At 69.8% G+C, this 17,505-nt stretch carries 14 protein-coding genes and 1 pseudogene; 9 read left to right on the forward strand and 6 right to left on the reverse strand.

Translation table 11 applies throughout. The features are described from left to right. Positions 1-34 precede the first annotated feature (34 nt). The 3 genes from ABD978_RS30425 to ABD978_RS30435 are packed head-to-tail and all read right to left on the reverse strand — an operon-like array spanning position 35 to position 3,763. On the reverse strand, positions 35-1,378 hold the full coding sequence (locus ABD978_RS30425) for an MFS transporter (RefSeq protein WP_345362329.1): 1,344 nt from the start codon (positions 1,376-1,378) through the stop codon (positions 35-37). A gap of 11 nt (positions 1,379-1,389) precedes the next feature. Next, on the reverse strand, positions 1,390-2,955 hold the full coding sequence (locus tag ABD978_RS30430) for an acetate--CoA ligase (RefSeq protein ID WP_345362332.1): 1,566 nt from the start codon (positions 2,953-2,955) through the stop codon (positions 1,390-1,392). A 28-nt stretch (positions 2,956-2,983) separates the two neighbouring features. Then, positions 2,984-3,763, reverse strand: coding sequence for an enoyl-CoA hydratase/isomerase family protein (locus tag ABD978_RS30435; protein ID WP_345362335.1), 780 nt, complete (start codon positions 3,761-3,763; stop codon positions 2,984-2,986). A gap of 114 nt (positions 3,764-3,877) precedes the next feature. Here ABD978_RS30435 and ABD978_RS30440 point away from each other — a divergent pair, with 114 nt between their 5' ends. After that, complete coding sequence (locus ABD978_RS30440) at positions 3,878-4,771, forward strand: LysR substrate-binding domain-containing protein (RefSeq protein WP_345362338.1); 894 nt, start codon at positions 3,878-3,880, stop codon at positions 4,769-4,771. A 67-nt stretch (positions 4,772-4,838) separates the two neighbouring features. Here the strand turns inward: ABD978_RS30440 and ABD978_RS30445 are convergent, their stop codons facing one another. Both ABD978_RS30445 and ABD978_RS30450 read right to left on the reverse strand, forming a co-directional pair. Continuing rightward, a complete protein-coding gene (locus ABD978_RS30445) occupies positions 4,839-5,024 on the reverse strand; it encodes a DUF397 domain-containing protein (RefSeq protein WP_345362341.1) in 186 nt (61 codons plus the stop codon). Next, positions 5,021-5,842, reverse strand: coding sequence for a helix-turn-helix domain-containing protein (locus tag ABD978_RS30450; RefSeq protein WP_345362344.1), 822 nt, complete (start codon positions 5,840-5,842; stop codon positions 5,021-5,023). Before ABD978_RS30450 ends, ABD978_RS30445 begins: the two co-directional genes overlap by 4 nt. 234 nt (positions 5,843-6,076) lie before the next feature. Here ABD978_RS30450 and ABD978_RS30455 point away from each other — a divergent pair, with 234 nt between their 5' ends. The 5 genes and pseudogenes from ABD978_RS30455 to secF form a co-directional block, all read left to right on the forward strand. Continuing rightward, a complete protein-coding gene (locus tag ABD978_RS30455; RefSeq protein WP_345362347.1) occupies positions 6,077-6,535 on the forward strand; it encodes an ATP-binding protein in 459 nt (152 codons plus the stop codon). A 94-nt stretch (positions 6,536-6,629) separates the two neighbouring features. Then, positions 6,630-8,075 carry an ATP-binding protein gene (locus ABD978_RS30460; protein ID WP_345362350.1) on the forward strand — a complete coding sequence of 482 codons (1,446 nt, stop codon included), beginning with the start codon at positions 6,630-6,632 and terminating at the stop codon, positions 8,073-8,075. 62 nt (positions 8,076-8,137) lie between these two features. Next, positions 8,138-8,692, forward strand: a complete 555-nt coding sequence (locus ABD978_RS30465) for a hypothetical protein (RefSeq protein ID WP_345362353.1) — start codon at positions 8,138-8,140, stop codon at positions 8,690-8,692. A gap of 100 nt (positions 8,693-8,792) precedes the next feature. Beyond that, entirely contained in the window at positions 8,793-10,427 is a 1,635-nt protein-coding gene (gene secD / locus ABD978_RS30470) for a protein translocase subunit SecD (RefSeq protein WP_345362356.1), read from the forward strand. A gap of 15 nt (positions 10,428-10,442) precedes the next feature. Continuing rightward, a pseudogene (gene secF, locus ABD978_RS30475) lies at positions 10,443-10,952 on the forward strand (protein translocase subunit SecF); the annotation flags it as partial. 184 nt (positions 10,953-11,136) lie between these two features. Here secF and ABD978_RS30480 read toward each other — a convergent pair. Next, positions 11,137-13,020 carry a glycoside hydrolase family 15 protein gene (locus ABD978_RS30480; RefSeq protein WP_345362359.1) on the reverse strand — a complete coding sequence of 628 codons (1,884 nt, stop codon included), beginning with the start codon at positions 13,018-13,020 and terminating at the stop codon, positions 11,137-11,139. 216 nt (positions 13,021-13,236) lie between these two features. Here ABD978_RS30480 and ppdK point away from each other — a divergent pair, with 216 nt between their 5' ends. Genes ppdK through ABD978_RS30495 form a run of 3 tightly spaced genes read left to right on the forward strand, consistent with a single transcriptional unit; the run spans position 13,237 to position 17,334 of the window. Next, positions 13,237-15,897, forward strand: a complete 2,661-nt coding sequence (gene ppdK, locus ABD978_RS30485) for a pyruvate, phosphate dikinase (RefSeq protein WP_345362362.1) — start codon at positions 13,237-13,239, stop codon at positions 15,895-15,897. A 33-nt stretch (positions 15,898-15,930) separates the two neighbouring features. Continuing rightward, positions 15,931-16,875 carry a YdcF family protein gene (locus ABD978_RS30490; RefSeq protein ID WP_345362365.1) on the forward strand — a complete coding sequence of 315 codons (945 nt, stop codon included), beginning with the start codon at positions 15,931-15,933 and terminating at the stop codon, positions 16,873-16,875. 39 nt (positions 16,876-16,914) lie between these two features. Beyond that, on the forward strand, positions 16,915-17,334 hold the full coding sequence (locus tag ABD978_RS30495; protein WP_345362368.1) for a PPOX class F420-dependent oxidoreductase: 420 nt from the start codon (positions 16,915-16,917) through the stop codon (positions 17,332-17,334). The last annotated feature ends 171 nt before the right edge of the window (positions 17,335-17,505 follow it).

Below are 17,505 nucleotides of genomic sequence, written 5' to 3' on the forward strand. Positions count from 1 at the left end.
ACCGTCCCCGGGGCGGTCACCGGCGTAGATCGTTTCAGGCCGAGACGGGTTCGGTGCCCGAAGGCTCCTCGCGTACGGTGTCGCGGCCGAGGGGCAGGTGGCGGGTCTCGCGGAAGGCCAGCAGTACGACCAGCGTGGAGACCACGGCGATGGACATCAGGTACACGCCCGGGGCGAGGGAGCTGCCCGTGGCCGAGACCAGCCCGGTCGCCACGAACGGTGCCGTGCCGCCGCAGAGCACGTACGCCGCGGTGTAGCCGATCGCCGATCCGCTGGCCCGCAGCCGGGCGGGGAACATCTCCACCAGCGCCGGGACGTTCGAGCTGCCGATCACCGCGACCAGCACGGCGAGTAGGGACGTGCCGATGACCGCCCCGGCGAAGCCGGTCTTCATCAGCCAGAACGCCGGAAGCGGCGCGACCACGAACCCGGCGCAGGCGACCAGCAGCAGCGGCTTGCGGCCGTACCGGTCACTGGCCGAGGCCGCGAACGGGCAGACGACGCTGTAGGCCAGCATCGACACGACGTTCGTCAGCTGAGCCTCGCTCTTGGAGTAGCCGAGCTCCTCCGACATGTACGCGATCATGTAGCTGCTCATCAGGTAGTACCCGATCGCGTTCGTGATGCTGTACCCGAACAAGGTGGCGATCTGCCGGCCGCACTTCCGTACGGCGTCGCGCAGCGGAGTCTGCGCGATGTCGTCCTTCCGCTCCAGCGCCCGGAACACCGGCGTGTCCTCGACGCGGGACCGCAGGTACAGGCCGATCAGGCCGAGCGGCGCGGCCAGGAGGAAGGGGATCCGCCACCCCCAGCTCTGCAGCGCGGGCGTGCTCAGCGTGGAGGTGAGCAGGAAACCGAGGCCGGAGCCCGCCACGCTGGCCAGCCCGACGGTGACCGGGACGGCCGACGCGAACCGGGCGCGCCGGCCCTCGGGCGCGTACTCCATGATGAACGCCGACGCGCCGGTGTACTCGCCGCCGGTGGAGAAACCCTGCACGCAGCGCAGCAGGAACAACAGGATCGGCGCCGCGACGCCGATCATCGCGTACGTCGGCAGCAGCCCCACGAGGAACGTCGCGCCGCTCATCGCCAGGACCGTCAGCGCCAGCATCCGGTTGCGGCCGATCCGGTCGCCGTACCGCCCGAAGAACGCGGCGCCCAGCGGGCGGGCGACGAATCCGCCCGCGAAGATCGCCCACGTGGCCAGCAGCGCCGCGGTCCGGTCGTACGTGGGGAAGAACCGTCCGGCGATCGTCGCGGACATCACGGCGTAGGCGGCCGAGTCGAACCACTCGACGAAGTTGCCGATCGCGGAGGACAGGATGACCGTACGGCGGACCGTGCGCGGGTCCGCCGGGGGAGCGGGGGTCGCGGTCATGGGCATTCTCCTCATCCGTTGCCGGGGCGGGGACCGGCGTCGCGCTGACGCAGTTCGGCGCGCCGGATCTTCCCGGTCGCCGAGCGGGGCAGGTCGGCGACGAACTCCACGAGCCGCGGATAGGCGAACCGCGAGTGCGTGGCCTTGGCGTATTCACTGATCTGCCGGGCGAGTTCCTCGCTCGGCCGGTGGCCCGGCGTGAGCTGCACCCAGGCCTTCACGACCTGGCCGCGCACCGGATCGGGTACACCGACGACGCCGACGTCCCGCACCGCGGGGTGGGCACGCAGCGCCTCTTCGACCTCGTACGGACCGACCCGGTAACCCGACGTCTTGATCACGTCGTCGGTGCGGCCGAGGAACCAGTAGTAGCCGTCCTCGTCGACGACCGCCTGGTCCTTGGTGTGGAACCACGCGCCGCCGAAGACCTCGGCGGACGCCTCCGGCCGGTTCCAGTATCCCAGGGGGAACTGCGGGTTGCTGCGGGCCCGCAGGCAGATCTCCCCGGCCTCCCCGGCGGGTACCGGTCGTTCGTCCTCGTCCAGCAGTGCGACGTCCCAGCCGGGCAGGGGACGGCCCATCGAGCCTTCCTTGACCGGAACGCCGGGGAAGTTGCCGATGAGCGGGTACGACTCGGTCGATCCGTAGTAGTCCAGCGGGGTGACGCCGAACTGATCCCGGAACCAGGAGATCAGATCCACGGTGAGCGGCTCGTTCGAACAGCAGACCACCCGCAGCGACTGCGGGTGACGCCGCCCGGCGTCGGGCACGTCGGCCCGCATCTTGCGCAGGAACGTCGGGCTGACCAGCGCGGTGGTGACCTTGTTCCGGGACATGGCGGCCAGCAGGCCGGCCGGGTCGAAGCCCCCGGCCGGACGGTAGACCAGGTGGGTCGCGCCCGCCCGCAGCGGGCCCATGAGCTTGGCCATCGACCAGGCCCAGTCGCCGGCGCCGTAGAAGACGTCGCCCGGCCGCAGCTCGTGGCAGTAACGGAACTCGTTGTGGCCGAGCAGCGTGCGATGCGCGTGCACGATCCCCTTGGCCGCCCCGGTGGTACCGGACGTGTAGAAGATCAACGCCGGATCGTCGGCGGCGGTGTCGACGTCGTCGAAGGCCGGGGGCAGCGCCTCGATCGCCGGGTCGTCCACGTCGACCACCGCGCCGCCGAAGTCACCGGCGCGGTGCACCGCGCCCGACTCGGTGATCAGTACGCCGGTGCCCGAGTCGGCGAGCCGGTAACGGATCGGCTCGTCGGCCCACAGCAGCGACATCGTCACCAGGACGGCCCCGGTCCGGAGTACGCCGAGGTAGGTCGCCGGCGTGTCCGGTCGCTGCGGCAGCATGACGGCGACGCGGTCGCCGGGCCGTACGCCCAGGGCCCACAGGTGGGCGGCGACCCGCCGTGACCGGTCCTGCACCTCGCCCCAGGTGACCTCCTGGCGCGCCCCCGTGTGGTCCTCATAGATCAGCGCGACGTTGCGGCGGTCGTGCCGGTCGGCGACGTCGACGGCCATGTTGTACCGTTCCGGCACCTCCCAGCGGTGTCCGTCCCGCATGCGGGTATATGTGTCATTCATCGGTGACGCTCCAAAAGGTCGGTGGCGGTCAGCGGCGGCGGCCGGCGAGGAACCTGGCCATTTCCCGCTGCGGCTCCCCGGTGGCGTACGCCGCGGCGTGCACCTTCTTGGCGGCCCGTACGGAGGCGGTGAGCGCGTCGTCGTCGAGTTCGCGCAGCCGTCCCTTGGTCAGGGCGAGCGCGCCGGGTGGGAGTTCGGCCAGTTCGCGGGCCTGCTCGACGGCGGAGGCCAGGACCTGGTCGGCGGCCACGAGCCTGGTCAGCAGGTCGAGCCGCGCGGCCTCCTCGCCGTCGACGAGCCGGCCGGTGAGGGCCAGCTCCGTCGTCCTGGCCCGCCCGAGGACGTCCCACATCGCCCAGATCCCGGTGATGCTCGGAATCCCGGACAGCACCTCCGGCTGCCCCATCCGCACCTCCCGGTGCCCGACCCGCAGGTCGGCCAGCAGCGCGAACTGGAACCCCGAGCCCGCGGCCACCCCGTTCACGGCCGCGATGGTCGGCTTGTCGATGTCGCGGACGGCCCGGTACAGCCGGTCGAACCCGTCGATCCAGGCGTCGGAGGCCGCATGGTCGTCCGGGTCGATCGCCGCCGTCTCCTGCAGGTCCTGACCCGCGCAGAAGGCGCGGCCCGCTCCGGTGAGCACGACGGCGCGTACATCCGGATCCACGGCGGCCGCACCGAGCAGTTCGATGAGCCGATCCCGCATCGCCGCGGTCCAGGCGTTCAGCTTCGCCGGCCGGTTCAACGTGATCAGCGCGACGGGGCCGTCACGGTCCAGCAGGACGGTCTTGGCCGGATCTTCGTTCATGGGGGTTCCTCCCGGCGTCGTCGAAGACATTTGCCGGGATACAAACAGGGGAGGTGCCGAAGAGGCCAACATCAATAACGACCGGCCGTCATATCGGAACGATATGGTTCATCAGTGGAGCTGCGGCACCTTCGCTACTTCGTCGTCCTCGCCGAGGAACTCCACTTCGGCCGGGCCGCCGAACGCCTGCACATGGCCCAGCCCCCGCTCTCCCAGCGGATCCGCGATCTCGAACGCGAACTCGGTGTCACGCTCTTCGACCGGACCCGGCAGCGCGTCCGGCTCACCGAGGCCGGGGCGCTGCTGCTCGAACACGCCCGTCCGATCCTGGAGGGCAGCGAGGCGGCCCGCGAGGCGATGCGCCGCATCCGTCCGGGCGCCGCCGGGGTGCTCCGCGCCGGGGTGCCGCCCGACACGGTGCCGCTGACGCTGCGGACCCTCGTGACGACGTTCGCCGAACGTGTCCCCGACGTCCTGCTCGAACTCCACGAACTGACCACCGAGGCGCAGCTCGCCAAGCTGCGCGAGGGCGAGCTGGACGTGGGCCTGGTCCGCCATCCGTGCGACACGGTGGGGCTGATCTCGGGCCCGGTCGTGCACCGGAGACTGGGCGTGATCCTCCCCGAGCGGCACCACGCGGCCGAGCATGAGGTCGTACGGCTCCGCGTCCTCAGCGGTTCACCCTTGGTGATCTTCCCTCGGGAGATGGCGCCTCGGCTGTACGACCACATGCTGGCGACCTGCCGCGACAACGGGTTCCTCCCGGGCGCGATCCGTCATGCCCGCAACCCGCAGTTCGTGCACGGCCTGGTCCTGGCCGGCCTGGGAGTCCACCTGAACGAGCCTCCCGCGGGCGCCCTGCCCCCGGGCCTGGTCTGGCGGCCGATCGACGAGCCGCGCCTCACCTGGTCCACCTCGGTCGTCTGGCGCCCCGCCCACTCCGACGACGCCCTCGCCGCCTTCGCCGCCGCCGCCCTGGCAGGCCTCCACGCGGCCGACCACACGTGACCTCCGAGCCCGCCAAGCGAAGAGCCCCCGTCCGGTAGGGACAGGGGCTCAGTGAATCAGTGCTGGGTTACCTCGACTCAGGCTCCGCGTGGCGGGGCACGTAGATCAGAGCGGCGATCTCAACGCAGTCGCCGCCCGTATCGCCACTGCGGCTGCTCTTCCGCCAGGCGGCGATCTCGACGCAGTCGCCTTCCGTGTTGGTGCTGCGGCTGGTCTTCCGCCAAGTGGGGGTCGACGGGCTTGGTGTGCTCATAGGCTCTCCAATACCTCGTGCAGCAGTTTCAGGGACTCGTCAGCGGACATTGCCGCGCCCCTGATCAGGTCGTAGCGTAGCGCGTACTCTCGAACCGTTGCCCCGTCGGCGATGACCTGGCCGCCCACGTGGCCCTCGGTATAGACGAGGTCGGGGGTGTCGTCGAAGCCCAGGATCGTGAAGGCTCCCATGAGGCCGGGATACGCGCCTGCGCTGCTCGGGACGATCTGCAGGGTGACGTGGGGTTGTCCCGCCTCCTCGATAAGGCGACAGATTTGCCCCCGCATGACCTGTGGGTCGCTGATCACACGGCGGATGACCCCCTCGTCGAGGATGGCGACGACGCGGGGCGGTGCCGGTCGGCGCAGAGTTTCCTGACGCTCCATGCGCTTGGCGACGAGCTGCTCGGTCTCCTCCTCGGTGCGACCGGACCTCAGCACCTCGTAGGCATACTCCGGGGTCTGGAAGAGCCCTTTGACCATGTTGGGCTCGAAGACGTGCATCATCGACGCCTCCGACTCGCGGGCGACGTAGTCGGAGAAGCCGGGTGGTAGGGCGGCGAGGTGGCGGGTGTCGTTGATCAGCTTCCAGAGCCGGACGTACAGCCCGTTGGTCTTGAAGTACGTGTCGGTGTCCTCGGCGAACTTCTTCGAGGGGATGTTCTTGCCCGCTTCGAGTTGGCCGATCAGTTGGGGCGTGTAGCCGAGCGTCTCGGCGAGCTCGACCTTGGAAAGCCCGGCGTCGCAGCGCCAGGCTTCCAGCTCCGCGGCGAATGCGCGGATCGCGGGGGATTCGTATGGGTCGCGTCGTGCCACCATGGCGGGCCTCCGGGGGTCAACCGCGTCCAGGTTCGGGCTGTCGGGTCGTGGGGTTGTACCGCGGTGTGCCGCGGTTCGTCGCAAAGCGTAACCGAACATGTGAGCGTAGTCACGCAATCAGGGAAGCCGTGCCTGCTTCCCGGACCGAGTCGGAGCGCGGAGGGCGGCGGAATGTCGGCTACATCGGGCATCGAAGCGGAGGGCGGCGAGACGGCGCGGCCGACGGAGGACGGCGTGTACCGGCCTTCGCTCCCGCCGCGTTCGATCGCGGCAGGGCAGCCGGAGCGTCACGCGTTCTGGTTCCCGCTCCCACCGCATCCGGTCGCCGTCGAACAATCGAATCAACTGTCAGAGATCGCGCTCGCCGCCTGGAATATGCGGGAAAGGCTCGCTACGGTGCGACTTATCGCCGCCGAACTCGTCGAGAACGCGATGCAGGTCAGCGACGCCGTCGACATCACCCTGTCACGTCGGGACGGCGCCGTGCTGATCGAGGTGTGGGACACGAGCGAGACATCGCCGGATCGCCAGGCCGCGCGGACGGACGGCCGGAGCCTCCCAGCTGTCAAGGCGCACTCGGACGGCTGGGGCTGGAAGCTGCATGATGACGGCGGCAGGACGGTGTGGGCCGTCGTCGGCGACCGCGACGCATCCGCCGATGCGGTGACGTCACCGCGCGGCGTCAGGACGTGACCAATCCCTCCCGGCTCGCCGGCCGCAGATAAGTAGGAGTACGGTTCGTCGAACTATACTTCGACGAACCACACTCCTCCATTCTGGAGCAGGGATGATCGCGAAGCCTGACCACCTGTTCGATCGGGATTACGAGTGGCGTCACCTGGCGGCCTTCGTCTCCCGGGAGCCGGATCGGCCGCAGCTCGGAGTGGTGAGCGGTCGACGGCGGCAGGGGAAGACTTACCTGCTGGAGGCCCTCACACGAGAGTGTGACGGCTTCTACTTCGGCGCCACAGAGGCGACCGAGACCGAATCGCTGGCGCTCTTCGCGAACGCACTGTCCGAATATCTCGATGCGCCCGTACCCTTGCGGTTCACCGGGTGGGACGAAGCGGTCACTTATCTCTTTTCCGTCGCCGCTTCCCTCCGTGGACCGGTGGTCATCGACGAATTTTCGTACCTTTGCAAGGCGTCACCCGCCCTGCCCTCGATCCTGCAGCGAGAGCTGGATCGCGGGGTGTCGCGGCACACCCCGATCTCGATACTGCTCTGTGGCTCCGCGATGTCGGTGATGGGCGGGCTGCTCGGAGGAAGCGCACCGCTGCGCGGCCGAGCAAACCTCGAACTCGTCCTACGACCTTTCGAGTACCCGCTGGCAGCGCGCTTCTGGGGAGTTACCGGGCCGCGGCTCGCGGTGCTGCTGCACGCGATCGTGGGAGGTACGCCGGCCTACCGCAGATTCGTCAACGACCGGAGTCCGGACGGTCTCGATGATTTCGACGATTGGGTCCTTGAAACCGTGCTGGACCCCGGAACACCGCTGTTCCGGGAAGCGCGCTACCTCCTGGAGGAGGAGGCCGACGTCCGCGACACCGCCCTTTATCACTCGATCCTTGCCGCCGTCGCGAGCGGTAACAACACCAGGGGCGGGATCGCGGGTTACATCGGCCGAAAGGCCGCCGACATCGGGCACCACCTCAACGTTCTGGAGGACAGTTGCCTGATTCGCCGGGACGCGGATCTGTTCCGGCGCGGACGATCCCGCTACCGCATCGCCGAACCGCTGATCGTTTTCTATGAGGTCGTGATGCGTCCACGGTGGGGTCTGCTGGAGAGCGGTCGAGCCGGGCCGATCTGGGCGGACGCCGCGCCGCGCTTCTCTTCCCAGGTCGTAGGGCCGCATTTCGAGCAGATGTGCCGCGAGTTCGCAATGCTCGCGCCGAGCCGCTTCTTCGGCGATCTCCCCGGCGATGTGGGTGCCGGGGTGGTGAGCGGGGGACGTGAACAAATCGAGGTGGACGTCGTCGTCTTGGGACCCGCGATCCCCGGTGAGCCGCGCCGGGTCCTGTCCCTCGGCGAGTGCAAGTGGGGTGAGGCGATGGGCGTCCGGCACGTCGACCGTCTGCGCCGGGCCCGGGACCTGCTGGGCGGCCGAGGGTACGACGTTCGCGACACCGTCCTCGCCTGCTACAGCGGGATCGGCTTCGACGAACGGTTGCAGGACAATTCGGACAGCATCGCGTTGATCGGCCTCGATACCTTGTACGAGGTCGACTGAGGCAGACGGGCTGCATCGGTTACGGTGGGCGCGGGAAGATCACCGGCAGCGGAGGGGCGGGTGTGAACGAACGCATGACCCGCGGCCTCCGAATGCTGCTCCTTCTCTTCGGCATTCTGGGGTTCGCCGTCGACCCCGCGATCGCCGCGCACGCGTCCGCGGCCATCCCGGCGGCGACCGTCTCAGTCTCGGTGGTCGATGCCCAACCAACGGCCGCGGCCTGGCTGGTGGCCGATCCGCAGCCGGCGGTCGATGACCGGTCGGCGGGCGATACCCGACCGGCCGATGTCTCCGGGGGCGTTACGGCGGCCGGTGCCTCTGGGGCTAGGTCCGTCATGGTCGCGGCCGTGTCCGGGTCGGCGTATGCCACGGCGGCGAGCGTTTCCAGTGGCGTCGTACTCGCCGCCAAGGGCGGCGCGCCTCGGGCTCGGGTCGCGACGGGTGTCTCGTCGCCGGCACATACCGCGTCGGCCGGTCCGGTGGTTCTCGCCGGGCGGGTGGCGGCCGGGGCCGACCGGCGCTTGGTCGGGACGGTCGTCGATGCGGTGCGGGCGCCGGGTGGGACGGCGCCGCTCACTCCGCGCGGGCGCGGGCCGCCCTCCATCACGGGTTCCTGATCCTTATCCCGCCGGGCCTGACGGGCACGGCGGGGTTCCATCATGGCCCGGTCATCCGGGCCGGCCCGTATGGAGGCATTCCATTTCTCGTGCCACGGCGGTGCGAGCGCTCCTGGCGTTCGCCATCATCGCCGCCTCAGTTCTCATCGCCCTCACCACGTCTCCGCGTCTCGGACTGGACCTGCGCGGAGGCACTCAGATCGTGTTGCAGACCCACGACTCCCCGTACGCGAAGGCCGATCGGGGGTCCACCGACCGTGCCGTGGAGGTGCTGCGCAAGCGGATCGACGCCCTCGGGCTGTCGGAGCCGACGCTGACCCGCTCCGGCGATCAGCGCATCATCGTCGAACTGCCCGGCGTCCAGGACGCCCGGCAGGCCATGGAGGTCATCGGGCGTACCGCGCAGTTGTCCTTCCGGCCGGTGGTGTCCAGCGGCGGTCAGGCCATGCCCGACGAGATGGGGCGGCCGCTGCGGGTCGGGTCCGTCGCGCTGACCGGGGAGGAGGTCGGCAGGGCGCAGGCCGGGTTCGATCCGCAGGACCTGCGCGGCTGGTTCGTCTCGGTCGGCTTCCGCCATGACGCGGCGTGGCAGCGGCTGACCGCGAAGGCGGCCTGCGCCGAACCGGGTGATCCGGCGCGCCGGGTCGCCATCCTCCTCGACGACAAGGTCATCTCGTCGCCGCAGGTCGACCCGGGCGTACGCTGCGGAACCGGCATCACCGGTGGATCGACGCAGATCACCGGGCGGTTCGGGGAGAAGGAGGCCAAGGACCTCGCGGCGCTGATCCAGGGCGGGGCGCTGCCGGTGCCGGTCGGCGTCGCCGAGCAGCGTACGGTCGGGCCGACCCTCGGGGCGGAGGCGATCGACGCGAGCGCCCGCGCCGCGGTGATCGGGGTCCTGCTCACGGCGCTGTTCGTGATCTGGATGTACCGCCTGATGGGCGTGGTCGCCACGGTGGCGCTCGCCTCGTACGCGCTGATCTCGTACGCCGTGCTCAGCGCGATTGGCGCCACCCTCACGCTGCCGGGGCTGGCCGGGTTCGTGCTGGCCATCGGCATGGCGGTCGACGCGAACGTGCTGGTCTTCGAGCGGGCCCGGGAGGAGTACGCCGCGCTGCCGCGTAGGGGAGTGCGGTCCGCGCTGACCCGGGGGTTCCGCAACGCCTGGTCGGCCATCGCGGATTCGAACATGACGACCCTGCTCGCCGCCGGCCTGCTGTTCTACCTCGCCTCGGGGCCGGTCCGCGGGTTCGGCGTCACGCTGTCGATCGGTGTGCTGGCCTCGTTCGTGTCGGCGCTGCTGGTCACGCGGGTGCTCGCCGAGTGGGCGACCGGCTGGCGGGCCGTCGCCGCGCGCCCGTCGCTGACGGGGCTGGCCGGTGCCGGGCGGGTTCGGCGGTGGATCGAGCGGCGGAACCCGGACCTGATGCGGCGTCGCCGTCTCTGGCTGTCGGTCTCGGCGGCCGCGGTGCTGCTGGCGATCACCGGGATCGCCGTACGCGGACTGAACCTCGGGGTGGAGTTCACCGGGGGTCGGCTGGTCGAGTACTCCACGAGCCGGCCGGTCGGCGCGGACGCCGCGCGCCGGGTCGTGTCGGACGCAGGGTTCCCGCACGCCGTCGTCCAGGCGTCCGGCAAGGACGGCGTGTCCGTCCGTACGCAGAACCTCAGTGACCAGCAGGAACGGCGGATCGAGGCGGCACTCCGGCGCGACGGCGGGACCGTGACCAAGTAGCGCGACGAGAAGGTCGGGCCGAGCATGGGCAGTGAGCTGCGGAACAAGGCGGTGATCGCGCTTGGCGCCGCGCTCGGCGGGCAGCTCGTCTACCTGGCGATCCGGTTCCGGTGGACGTTCGGGGCCGGTGCGGTGCTGGCGATGCTGCACGACGTCGTCATCGTCACCGGGCTGTTCGCCTGGACGGGCAGGCCCGTCGACGGGATCTTCCTCGCGGCGCTGCTCACGATCATCGGCTACTCGGTGAACGACTCGGTCGTGGTCTTCGACCGGATCCGGGAGCTGCGGTCGGCGGAGCCGGACGCCCCGTTCGCCCGGGTCGCGAACCGCGCCGCGCTGCAGACGGTGCCGCGTACGGTCAACACCGGCATGGGAGCGATCTTCATCCTGGCGGCGCTCGCCCTGTTCGGGGGCGACTCGCTGACGGACTTCGCGGTGGCGCTGCTGGCCGGGATCCTCGTCGGGACCTGGTCGAGCGTGTTCACGGCGACGCCGGTCGCGCTCGTCATGGAGAGGGCGGACTGACTTTGGCGTCACCCGGTGCCGGGAGGGGGGAACCGGCACCGGGTTCCGCTGGGGCCTGGCGGGGCCGTTACTGAACGGTAGGGTTCACCGTCGCACGGGTCAATGCCCGCTTATGGCCGCAACTCAGGCCTTTCTCGCTATTTGCTGTGTCTGTTATGTTCGATGATTCGGCTTTTCTGGGCGGTCAGATACGGGGGACCTCGCGCAGCTCCTCCTCCGCGCGGATGACGTGCATCACCGCGTTGATCAGCGCCAGGTGGGTGAACGCCTGCGGGAAGTTGCCCAGGTGCCGGCCGCTGTGCGCGTCGATCTCCTCGGCGTACAGCTGAAGCGGGCTGGCGTAGGACAGCAGCTTCTCGCACATGGCCTTGGCACGCTCCAACTCGCCGATCAGTACCAGCGAGGACACCAGCCAGAACGAGCAGATCGTGAACGTGCCCTCCTCGGAGTCGAACCCGTCGTCCGTCTCCGTGGCCCGGTAGCGCAGCACGAGATCGTCCTGGGTCAGCTCGTCGGCGATCGCGAAGACCGTCTCGCGGACCCGCTTGTCGTCCGGGGGCAGGAAGCCGAGCATCGGGATGAGCAGCACCGACGCGTCGAGCGACTTCGTGCCGTAGTACTGGACGAAGACGCCGCGCTCGTCGACGGCGTTCTCGAGGATGTCGGCGTGGATCTCGTCCGCGGCCCGCTGCCAGCGCTCCGCCCGCTCGTGGTCGCCGCGGATCTGGGCGAGCTGGGAGCCGCGGTGGGCGGCGAGCCAGCAGAAGAGCTTGGACGAGGTGAAGTGCTGCGGCTCGCCGCGTACCTCCCACATGCCGCGGTCGGGGAAGCGCCAGTGCTCGAGAGCGGCCTCGACCTGCTTCACGATTATCGTCCACAGCCGGTCGTCGAGCCGGTCGCGCTTGCGGACGTACAGGTAGATGGAGCCGATGATCGCGCCCCAGACGTCGTGCTGCTGCTGGACGTACGCGCCGTTGCCGATGCGCACGGGACGCGCGCCGTCGTACCCGTGGAGGTGGTCGAGTGTGGACTCCTCCAGTTCGGCGCGGCCGTCGATGCCGTACATGATCTGCAGGTGGCCGCCCGCGGCCTCGGCGACGTCGGTGATGAAGTGGAAGAAGTCGTTGGCCTCCCAGTCGAAGCCCAGCGTGTAGAAGGCCCACAGGGCCATCGTCGAGTCGCGGATCCAGGTGTAGCGGTAGTCCCAGTTGCGGTCACCACCCGGCGCCTCCGGCAGGGAGGTGGTCGCCGCCGCCGCGACGGCGCCCGTCGGCGCGTACGTCAGGCCCTTGAGCGTGAGCGCGCTGCGCTGCAGGTGCGCCCGCCAGGGGTGGTCGGGGAAGCGGCCCCGGTCGAGCCAGTGCTGCCAGTGGTGGACGGTCCAGGTGAGCCGCTCCTGGGCCTCGTCGCACGACTGCGGCGGCCGGTGCTCGCTCCACGACAGCGCCACGAACCGGCTCTCGCCCTCTTTCAGGAGCGTACGGGCGGTGGCGAGGGAGCCCTCGAACCCGATGTTCAGGTCGCTGGTGAGCCGCAGATCGATGCCGTTCCCCTTGGCCACGGCCTCGTGGTAGCCGACGCCGGTGTGCTCCCACTTGGCGCTCTTCCGGCCGTAGTCGAAGATCGGCATGCAGTCCAGGCGCACCTGCGCCTGGCCGTTCTCGCAGCGGATGACGCGCAGCAGCACATGGTCGGCGTCATAGTCGGTCGGGGTGCGGCGATGGGTGTGGGACCGCTGGTCCTCGTGATGCCACGGGCCCATGAGCAGGGCGTCGAGGACGACGAGCCAGCCGCCCGGCGTCCACCAGGTGGTCTCCAGCACCATCGTGCCGGGGATATAGCGACGGGCGGCGGGCACCTCGATGCCCGCGGGCCCGACGCGGAAGTATCCGGCGTCGCGGTCGAGTAGCGAGCCGAACACGCTCGGGGAGTCCATGCGCGGCAGGCACATCCACTCGATATTGCCGCTCGGGGCCACCAGCGCGGTGGTCTCGGTGTCGGACAGGAACCCGTAATCGGCGATCGGCGCGAACGCCTCACCAGCCCCGGGATTGGTCACAGGCCTCATCCGCACATCATCCCGCAGCCGTGGCAGCGTCTGCACCTGCGCGCTCCGCGCCGAGGGCTATTGGGGCGAAATGGGGGGAATGTCGGTATTGGAATAGACCACTACACCGGTGCTGACCTGCGCAAAGATCGATGAGCGCTGACAGTGACGATCGTTTCACCGAGAGCTGGGTAGAGTCGCCGCATTCAGCGTGGACCGGAGGGAAAAGAGTCTCCCATGCCGAAGTACGTGTACGACTTCACCGAGGGCAACAAGGACCTGAAAGATCTGCTGGGGGGCAAAGGCGCGAACCTGGCCGAGATGACCAATCTCGGCCTCCCCGTTCCGCCGGGCTTCACCATCACGACCGCGGCCTGCCGGCACTACCTCGAGCACGGAGCCGTTCCGGACGGCCTCGACGCGGAGATCGACCGTTACCTCGACGCGCTCGAACGGCAGATGGGTAAGCGCCTGGGACAGGCCGACGACCCGCTGCTGGTCAGCGTGCGTTCCGGCGCCAAGTTCTCGATGCCGGGCATGATGGAGACCGTCCTCAACGTCGGCCTGAACGACGAGTCCGTGCACGGGCTCGCCGAGCACGCCGGGGACGAGCGGTTCGCCTGGGACTCCTACCGGCGACTCATCCAGATGTTCGGCAAGACCGTTCTGGGAATCGACGGCGAGCACTTCGAGAACGCCCTCGAGGACGCCAAGCGCGCGAAAGGCATCGGCAACGATCTCGACCTCGACGCCGCCGACTTCAAGGATCTCGTAAAGACGTTCAAGGGGATCGTCCGCGAGCAGGCCGGCCGTGACTTCCCCACCGACCCGCGCGAGCAGATGGACCTGGCGGTCAAGGCGGTGTTCGAGTCCTGGAACGCCCCGCGCGCCATCCTCTACCGCCGTCAGGAGCGCATCCCCGCCGACCTGGGCACCGCGGTCAACATCGTCGCGATGGTCTTCGGCAACCTCGGCATGGACTCCGGCACCGGCGTCGCCTTCACCCGCGACCCCGCGAGCGGCCACCAGGGCATCTACGGCGACTACCTGCAGAACGCCCAGGGCGAGGACGTCGTCGCCGGCATCCGCAACACCGTGCCGCTGGCGGACCTGGAGCAGATCGACAAGCGCTCCTACGACGAGCTCCTGCAGATCATGGAGACGCTGGAGAACCACTACCGCGACCTGTGCGACATCGAGTTCACCATCGAGCGCGGCAAGCTGTGGATGCTGCAGACCCGCGTCGGCAAGCGGACCGCCGCCGCGGCGTTCCGCATCGCCTGCCAGCTCGTCGAGCAGGGGCTCATCGACGAGGACGAGGCGGTCAGCCGGGTCACCGGCGACCAGCTCGTCCAGCTGATGTTCCCGCGCTTCGCCGACGACGCGCAGGCCGAGAAGATCGCCCAGGGCATGAACGCCTCGCCCGGCGCGGCGGTCGGCAAGGCCGTCTTCACCTCCGCCCGCGCCGTCGAGCTCGCCGAGCAGGGCGAGGACGTCATCCTCATCCGCCGCGAGACCAACCCCGACGACCTCGACGGCATGATCGCCGCGCGCGGCATCCTCACCTCCCGCGGCGGCAAGACCTCGCACGCAGCCGTCGTCGCCCGTGGCATGGGCAAGACCTGCGTCTGCGGCGCCGAGGAGCTCGAGGTCGACGTACGGGCGGGGAAGGTCACCGGGCCCGGCGGCGTGACGATCTCCGAGGGCGAGGTCCTCTCGATCGACGGGTCCTCCGGCGCGGTCTACCTCGGCGAGGTCCCCGTCGTCGACTCCCCGGTCGTCCAGTACTTCGAGGGGACGCTGTCCGTGGAGGACGGCGACGAGCTGGTCGGGTCCGTGCACCGGATCATGACCCACGCGGACACGCGTCGCCGCCTCGACGTACGCGCCAACGCCGACACGGCCGCCGACGCCTCGCGGGCCCGGCGGTTCGGCGCGAAGGGGATCGGGCTGTGCCGCACCGAGCACATGTTCCTCGGCGACCGGCGGCAGCTCGTCGAGGACCTCATCCTCGCCGAGACGGAGAAGGACCGGCAGGCCGCCCTCGACGCGCTCAAGCCGCTGCAGAAGCAGGACTTCGCCGAGATCTTCGAGGCGATGGACGGCAGCCCGGTGACGATCCGGCTGATCGATCCCCCGCTGCACGAGTTCCTGCCCGACCTGACCGAGCTGTCGGTCAAGGTGGCCACCGGCGAGGCCTCCGACGACGAGCGCCGCCTCCTGGACGCCGTACGCCGGCTGCACGAGGAGAACCCGATGCTCGGCCTGCGGGGCGTACGGCTCGGCGTCGTCATCCCGGGCCTGTTCGCCATGCAGGTCAGCGCGATCGCCGAGGCGGCCGCGGAGCAGAAGGCCGCCGGCCGCGACCCGCACCCGGAGATCATGATCCCGCTGGTCGTCGCCGTCCAGGAGCTCGAGCTCATCCGCGACCAGGCCGAGGAGGTGCTGCGCGAGGTCGGTGTCGAGGCGCCGATCGGCACCATGATCGAGCTGCCGCGCGCCGCGCTCACGGCCGGGCAGATCGCCGAGGCGGCGGAGTTCTTCTCCTTCGGCACCAACGACCTGACCCAGACGACGTGGGGATTCTCCCGCGACGACGTGGAGGCGGCGTTCTTCAGCCGCTACCTGGAGCTGGGCATCTTCGGCGTGTCCCCATTCGAGACCCTCGACGTCGACGGCGTCGGACGGCTCGTCCGGGTGGCCGCCGAGGAGGGCCGCAAGACCCGCCCGGACCTCAAACTGGGCATCTGCGGCGAGCACGGCGGCGACCCGGACTCGGTGCACTTCTTCCACGAGGTCGGCCTGGACTACGTGTCCTGCTCGCCGTTCCGGGTCCCGGTCGCGCGGCTGGAGGCGGGCCGGGCGGCTATACAGTCATCAGAGAGTGACAGTCGCTGAACCACCGACCCGGCCGACCGCGTCTAACGGGTCGTGCGAGACGGAGGAGCGATCACCGAACGACCTGACCGTGGCGAGCCCACGGTCGAGCTCGGCCGGGACACCTCGGGTGTCCCGGCCGAACCGGCGCGTACCCGCAACGACCTGCCGCAGTGGCGGCCCGACCCCACGCGGCAGGACCTGCCCCGTCGCGGACGCGACGAAGAGAACCCCCAGGACGACCGGACGAGCGTGCTCGAGCCGCCACGGGAGTACGCGAACCGGCGCGCCGCGGACGACGTGGACGGCGGCGGCCCGGACGACTTCGACGGCGGCGGCCCGGACGCGGCCGAGCGCGGCGGCGCGACCGAACCCCGGCCGCGCCGGCGTTCCGGATGGCGGTGGGTGCGGCGGGTGGTCTACCTGCTGCTCGTCCTGATCATCGGTACGCCGCTGTTCGCCGGGTTCCGCGTCTGGTACGTCGCCCGGCAGGACGACCACCGGCACTCCGACGCGATCATCGTGCTCGGCGCGGCGCAGTACAACGGCAAGCCCTCGGCCGTGCTCGAGTGGCGGCTGACGCACGCCCTGAAGCTGTACCGCGAGGGCGTGGCCCCGCACATCGTCACGGTCGGCGGCAACCGGCCCGGGGACAACTACACCGAGGCCGGCACCGGCAAGGCGTGGCTGAACGAGCACGGCGTGCCGAACAACCGGATCGTGGCGGTGCGCAGCGGCAGCGACACCCTGCAGAGCATGATCGACGTGGGCAAGGAGTACAAGCGGCAGGGATGGCACACCGCCGTCATCGTCACCGACCCCTGGCACGCGCTGCGCTCCCGCACGATGGCCGACGACAACGGGATCAAGGCGGTCACCTCGCCGACCCGCAGCGGGCCCACCGTCGGCACCCGGGACACTCAGTTCCACTACATCGTCCGCGAGACGGGCGGCTACCTCTGGTACGTGTTCATCGGCCGCTGGCGCGGCGACTCCTGATTGACCTCAACCTTGGTCGAGGTCCTAGCCTCGGGAGTCATGATCTTCACTGACAGGGAACGCGCGTATCTGGCCGGACAGAACCTCGGCCGCCTGGCGACCGTCGCCGCCGACGGGGCCGTCCAGGTACGGCCGGTCGGCTTCCGGCTCAACGAGGACGACACGATCGACATCGGCGGGCCGAACCTGAGCGCCAGCCAGAAGTACCGCAACGCCCAGGCCAACCCCGTGGTGGCGTTCGTCGTCGACGACATGACCCCCGACGAGCCGGGGGCGGTCCGGCCCGGCTGGGGTCGCGGCGTCGAGATCCGGGGCCGCGCCGAGACCCTGGCCGTCGAGGAGCCGCCGCTGGCGCCGGGCTTCTTCAGCAATGAGGTGATCCGTATCCATCCCCGGCGCGTCAACAGCTGGCACATCGATCCGGACCATCCGGGGCTGAACGTCCGGAACGTCGACTGAGGAGCCGGGTTTCGGGCCGCTCGAACCGAATTTCCGGTCAAAGCGGACAACGTGTGGTCTACGCACTGACGAGCGGTCCGCCGGAGCCGCGATCCAATTAACAAGAAAGCTTCTTAAGAATATTGACGGCTCCGGTTCACATCGGGCTTACTCGGATCGACTGCCGCTTCA

It is taken from the genome of Actinoallomurus liliacearum (assembly GCF_039542035.1).
Lineage (GTDB): Bacteria > Actinomycetota > Actinomycetes > Streptosporangiales > Streptosporangiaceae > Actinoallomurus > Actinoallomurus liliacearum.

Bases quoted from the DNA above. Each gene is read 5' to 3' on its own strand.
- ABD978_RS30425 (WP_345362329.1), bottom strand. From the start codon at position 1,378: ATGACCGCGACCCCCGCTCCCCCGGCGGACCCGCGCACGGTCCGCCGT.
- ABD978_RS30430 (WP_345362332.1), bottom strand. From the start codon at position 2,955: ATGAATGACACATATACCCGCATGCGGGACGGACACCGCTGGGAGGTG.
- ABD978_RS30435 (WP_345362335.1), bottom strand. From the start codon at position 3,763: ATGAACGAAGATCCGGCCAAGACCGTCCTGCTGGACCGTGACGGCCCC.
- ABD978_RS30445 (WP_345362341.1), bottom strand. From the start codon at position 5,024: ATGAGCACACCAAGCCCGTCGACCCCCACTTGGCGGAAGACCAGCCGC.
- ABD978_RS30450 (WP_345362344.1), bottom strand. From the start codon at position 5,842: ATGGTGGCACGACGCGACCCATACGAATCCCCCGCGATCCGCGCATTC.
- ABD978_RS30460 (WP_345362350.1), top strand. From the start codon at position 6,630: ATGATCGCGAAGCCTGACCACCTGTTCGATCGGGATTACGAGTGGCGT.
- ABD978_RS30480 (WP_345362359.1), bottom strand. From the start codon at position 13,020: ATGAGGCCTGTGACCAATCCCGGGGCTGGTGAGGCGTTCGCGCCGATC.
- ppdK (WP_345362362.1), top strand. From the start codon at position 13,237: ATGCCGAAGTACGTGTACGACTTCACCGAGGGCAACAAGGACCTGAAA.
- ABD978_RS30495 (WP_345362368.1), top strand. From the start codon at position 16,915: ATGATCTTCACTGACAGGGAACGCGCGTATCTGGCCGGACAGAACCTC.